We start from the raw sequence: 5,623 nt of genomic DNA on the forward strand, positions 1-5,623 counted from the left end.
ACAGCTAATGCGATCCAGTTTCCGGGTGGTGGAGAATTTTCCATGACTTCACCCGTGAATCAGCTTAACCCTTTGCTGAGTGTGAATCCTTCTGCATTTCTATTCAATCAAATTCCATCCCAGCCTGTTGGGCCGATTCAAGTCAATGAAGCATTTCTATTCGTTCCTGAGAGTCAGAGTTTAGTGCTATTGGGAGGCGATGTGAATTTACAAAGAGCGACCGTGTTTGCTCCAGATGGTCGAATCGAATTAGGAGGATTGGCAGCAGGAGGAACGGTAGGGTTGAACATTGATAACAACAATTTCCGCTTAACTTTTCCTGAGAGTGTAGCGCGAGCAGATGTATCTTTTACCAATCAAACTACAGTAAGTGCTAGTGGTGAAGGCGGCGGTGGTATCCAAATACAAGGCAGGCGCGTTACATTCGATAGTTCAGATATTGCAGTTAATACCCTAGTCTCAAAATCGGGAGGAACATTAGGGATAAATGCATCGGAGTCAGTAGAACTCTTGCGAGGAAGCCGTCTATTAACTGAAACAACAAGGTCTGGAACTGCCGGAGACTTAAGGATTGAAACTGGGCGGTTGATTGTTCAAGATGGTTCGCAGATTTCAGCTTCCACTTCTCCACAATCTACAGGAGGGGGAGGAACTTTGTTTGTCAATGCCAGGGACTCTATCCAACTCATTGGAACCTCGCAAATTATAGAAGGTGAAAAACCCATACCTAGTGGCTTGTTTACTGTCACCCAAGGTGCTGGAAATGCTGGAGAGTTAAGGATTCAAACTGGGCAATTGATTGTTCAAGATGGAGCGCAGGTTTCAGCTAATACTCGTAGTCAGGGAACGGGAGGAACTGTGTCTATCAACGCTAGGGACTCTATCCAACTTATTGGAACAAATGGTGACAGTAGAAGCGGCTTATTTGTTGGGACTATAGCTACTGGAGATGCCGGAAACTTAAATATAGAAACTGGGCAATTGATTATTCAAGATGGAGCAAGAATTTCAGCTTCCACTTCTAAAGAATCTACTGGAGAGGGAGGAACTGTGTCTATCAACGTCAGGGACTCTATCCAACTCATTGGAACCTCGCAAATGGGAGCTAGTGGCTTATTTGTTGGGACTGAATCTACTGGAAATGCCGGAAACTTAAATATAGAAACTGGGAAGTTGATTGTTCAAGATGGAGCGCAGGTTTCAGCTAATACTCTGAGTCAGGGAAGGGGAGGAACCTTGTCTGTTACCGCAGATTCTATTGAACTCATTGGAACCTCGCAAATGGGAGCTAGTGGCTTATTTGTTGGGACTGAAGCTACTGGAAATGCTGGAAATTTAAATATAGAAACTGGGCAATTGATTGTTCAAGATGGAGCGCAGGTTTCAGCTTCCACTTCTAAAGAATCTACAGGAGAGGGGGGAAGTATTATAGTTAAGACCGGAGAATTAAATGTCTTAAATAACGCTGACATAACTGTGAGCAGTCAAGGCACAAACAAGGCAGGTGATTTGGAAATCACTGCTCGTTCTATCAAATTGGATAACCAAGGTAAGCTGATTGGGCAAGCTAACTCCGGTGATGGTGGCAATATTACGCTGAACTTGCAAGACTTATTGTTACTGCGCCGCAACAGTGAGATTTCTACCTCAGCAGGTACTAGAGGGTCTGGTGGAAATGGCGGTAATATCACCATTAATGTCCCTGACGGCTTCATCGTCGCCAACCCAAATGAAAACAGCGATATCACCGCCAATGCATTTAGTGGTAGTGGTGGGAGAGTCACAATTAAAGCTACTAATATTTTTGGCATTGCATCACTAACTGAGGAAGACCTTAAAAGGTTGCGCCCTACGGATTTAGACCCGCGTCAACTTCAGACAAATGATATTACGGCAATTTCCCAAACAAGACCTGATTTAAGCGGCATTGTAGATATCAACACGCTTGATGTTGACCCCTCTCAAGGATTAATTAACTTACCAGGCGTACCAGTTGACACCAAAGTGTCCCAAGGCTGTCAAGCGCTTACAGCACAAAATCAAAGTAGTTTTACGATTACCGGACGCGGCGGCTTACCACCCAACCCTAGAACCGAACCCCTCACTCCTGATGCAGTTGAACTAGATTGGGTAACTCTCAACCCAAAGGGTGAAAACCGTGTTAGTACAAATTCAAATCAGGTAAATAGTTCCAGTCCAGCGCCGATTGTGGAAGCGCAAGGGTGGTTGAGAAATGCTAAAGGTGAAGTTGTACTCACGGCTAATGCGCCGAAAGCTTTGCCTCATAGTTCCTGGTTTACTCCTGCTTCTTGTTTCTGAAGCGCATTAGAGCCAATTGCCTACTAAAACATAGGGTGCCCAGAAATATGGAGCTTTTTCCTTAGCAAAAACAGCTAATTGGGCACTCTGGAGCGCCTCGGCTTTATTCGCCCCAGCCTTTAGCTGTCGATAGAACTCACTCATTACATCGGCAGTGGAGCGATCATCTATTGACCACAATGTTGCTAGTGTACTGCGTACCCCCGCCCGCATAGCTATCCCAGCCAGTCCCAAAGCTGCTCGTTTGTCTCCCTCAGCAGTTTGGCAAGCACTAAGGACGAGTAATTCAATGCTACTAAATCTGTTTTTGTCGCTAACTCGCAGTAGATTATCAAATTCCTTAACCTTAACCAGTTTATCCCAGGTGAGAATAAAGGTTTTTTCAGCATCAGAACTAAATTCACCGTGAGTTGCTAGGTGAACCACGGAGAAGGGAACTGTTTGCAACTTATTTTGCAGGTTTGTTTGGGTAAACTGTTGATTTAACAGTTCTTCACTCTTGGATACTTCAGATTTGATTTCTTTTAATTCCCGTGGTACATTTTGTAATTCGGGAAATTCTTTGCCTTCGACTGGGCGTTTTTCGCTGACTCCGGCTGTTAAAGCATTTAGCTGTATCTGTCGCAAAGGTTTGGGATCGAGGAGTTGCAAACCTGGTGTCAAGGCGATCGCATATTTCTCTACCAGATATTTCTTTTGCTGTTTGTCGTAGAGAACCGCCATTGGGATATTCCGCAAATCACCATCAAGTACAAACACTAAGGTTTTGATCCCACTATTGACTAACTCTGTTTGTGCAGGTCGAATTAACCAATCATATATTTGTTGGGACTGCTGCTGAACCCGAGCAGTTGCAGTGACATTTAGTAAGTTTTTCCTCAGTTGTGCTATTGTCTTTTCCACATCATTTTGAGCTATTACAGTCTTGTAGTGGCGCAACTCTTGATTAGGCAATTTGAGGATAACATCTAGGCGGTCTGGCAAAATAATTGGATAGATCACTGCTGCTCGTTGGTCTTTTTTGTCAACTACTGGGTCAAGTTCCTGCGTAGGATTTAAACAGGCTGACCGAAAGAAGTTATCCAGTTCTGCCAATTGCAGAGATTCAATTACGTCACGAGCAAGCCTTAGATTGTCTTGATTAATACCCTCTTGTGGCGAGAGTGAAGCGTTAGCCTTAGCCTTTAGTAAAGAAGCATCTCGTTGCTCTAGCTTCTCGAAGGGAACAGAAGCGCTGCTGCCTTGGGGAGAACGCAACAGCAATTCAACTAACTCTCGATACACGGGTTCGATATTTTCCCGAAAGGAAAATTGAACGTCTGGATTGAGGGCTACTAAATCACCACGCAGAGATTGAAGGGTCTTGTAGGCTACATTATAGGATGCGATCGCACCTTTAATATCTCCCTTTTTTTTCAGTATGCGTCCTAGTTGCCATTGCCACTGATAAGCAATATCCGATGCATTAATACTTTGCGCTGTAAATAAAGCTTTTTCGGTAAGCTCTTGAGCATCAGAAAACTGCCCGGTTTTTTCATACAACTCACCAAGACTACCCATAGCATAAGATTCTGCTCGCTGATCTTGCAACTTCTGTGCCTGTTCGAGTGCAGTAGACAATTGCTGGGCAATGTTCAGCCATGAGGGGGTATCTATGCTAATTTTTTCTTTTAGTTGTGTAAGATTTTGGGCGTATTTAATGCGAGTATATACTGAGGTTCGGCTGGGTGGTAAGTTGCTAATTGCCGGCTGGATTTGAGACGACAACGCTAATGCATCTTGAACTTGGTTTTTTTCTAAAAGTAGACTAAGTAAATTTAGGCGAGCCTGGATGCGGGTGATGGAGGAAACAGATACAGTAGCAGCCTCCTGATAGTATTGCAAAGCCGCTTTAGTGTCTTGCTGGGCGCGGGCTGTGTTGCCTAAACTGAGTTGAGCTTCTGCGATCGCTTTTGGAGATTGCACTCGTTTTGCTATTGCTAAACTTTTCCCCAATACCAACCGTGATACGCTTAAATCACCGACAACTCGGCGAATGTTGCCAAGACTACGCAGCCCTGTAGCTACAACAAGTGAGTCTGGAAGGCTGGTAAGGGTTTGCTGTACTTCGTTTAAAATTTTGTTAGCCTGAAGGTAAAGCCCTAAAGCTTGCAAAGCTTGTGCAGAGTTAATCCGGTTACGAGTTAATCTAGCCTTGTCGCCTATTTGCTGATAAATATTAGCGGCTTTTTGCCAGGTAGTTAAAGCCGCTTCTGCTTGTCCTTGTGACAGTTGTAACTGTCCTTGCACATCTAGGGCTTGGGCAATAAGTTGGGAACGCTCACCGGAACTGCCCCTATTTTCCCCTGACTGTAATAATTTTAAACTTTGGGCGATCGCTTCCTCAGCTTCTGCCCACAAGGCAAGTTTCTGATAAGCCAAGGAGAGATTACTCAGCGTCATCGCTTCTTGTAATCCATCCCTAGAGGTTTTAAACGCAGCAGCAGCCTGTTGCAAAACTTTTATCGCTTCAGTAAACTGTCCCCTGTCGTATAATATTTTCCCCTGTTCCACTACGCTTGCCGTTTGGGATGGGCCGCTCTTAAGGGGAAGTAGGGAATAGACAGTAGGGGATTCAGGATTCATCAGTTCCCTGTCACTACTTCCTTGTCCCCACTCCCTTTGCTCGGCCAAATTTTGCATGGCAGAGTAGACGGCAGGAGGTTTTGCTAAAACAGGGGATAAGGTTATGCATAGAAATGCAGTGAACAGCGCGAGGAAAAAATGATTTGAGTATCTCATAGTTCAGTTCTGTATAGTCAAATATAGTCAGACATTACTTTATCAAAACAGAATTCTGGCGTTGGGGAGTAAGATTTAAAGCCTCTCTCCTTTTAGGCTACAGTTTACACACAAGTCTTTTAAAGTTGCTGTGTAACGTAGGTGGGTTAATTTTTGTAGGTCAATGCAACTTTGCTGCCAATTGATGGGAATAAAGACATAAGACAAATAATTATTCCAATAGGGGTATTATCTGTATACAATTACTCTAAACTCATGCCCAGTAATGGGTATAAAAGAATTGGGCAAGTATATTCTTGAACAATTGTTTTTGGCGGATACAATAAACCAAAGTGTCAAATCTAGTCTGCCCAATAGACTACTGACAAAATCGCGTAATATGACGGCATTCTACTGAGGATTATGGCTCAAATTGTCATGCAGAATCAAAGGGGGATAACAACTTTTCAGCCACTTGATGTTGAACTGCGTAACGTGTTCAAGTTTTTTAACCAAGAACCAGCAGTAAATGGAATCGATTTGG

The 5,623-nt window shown here is 43.8% G+C and carries 2 protein-coding genes and 1 pseudogene; 2 read left to right on the top strand and 1 reads right to left on the bottom strand.

Features of this window, described 5'->3' with window-relative positions:
* Positions 1-2,319: S-layer family protein (locus VE944_RS00325; RefSeq protein ID WP_324970777.1), on the top strand; the 2,319-nt coding region annotated here is incomplete at its 5' end.
* Positions 2,320-2,325: 6 nt separating this feature from the next.
* On the opposite strand, the gene VE944_RS00330 is transcribed toward VE944_RS00325, so the two are convergent.
* Positions 2,326-5,001 carry a CHAT domain-containing protein gene (locus tag VE944_RS00330; RefSeq protein WP_324970779.1) on the bottom strand — a complete coding sequence of 892 codons (2,676 nt, stop codon included), beginning with the start codon at positions 4,999-5,001 and terminating at the stop codon, positions 2,326-2,328.
* Between the two features lie 501 nt (positions 5,002-5,502).
* Between VE944_RS00330 and VE944_RS00335 the strand changes: the two are divergent.
* A pseudogene (locus VE944_RS00335) lies at positions 5,503-5,623 on the top strand (spermidine/putrescine ABC transporter ATP-binding protein); the annotation flags it as partial.

This window comes from Nostoc sp. (genome assembly GCF_035638895.1).
In the GTDB taxonomy this organism is placed as follows: Bacteria; Cyanobacteriota; Cyanobacteriia; order Cyanobacteriales; family Nostocaceae; genus Nostoc.

Excerpts from the sequence above, each read along its gene's own strand:
- VE944_RS00330 (WP_324970779.1), bottom strand. The coding sequence starts at position 5,001 with ATGCAAAATTTGGCCGAGCAAAGGGAGTGGGGACAAGGAAGTAGTGAC.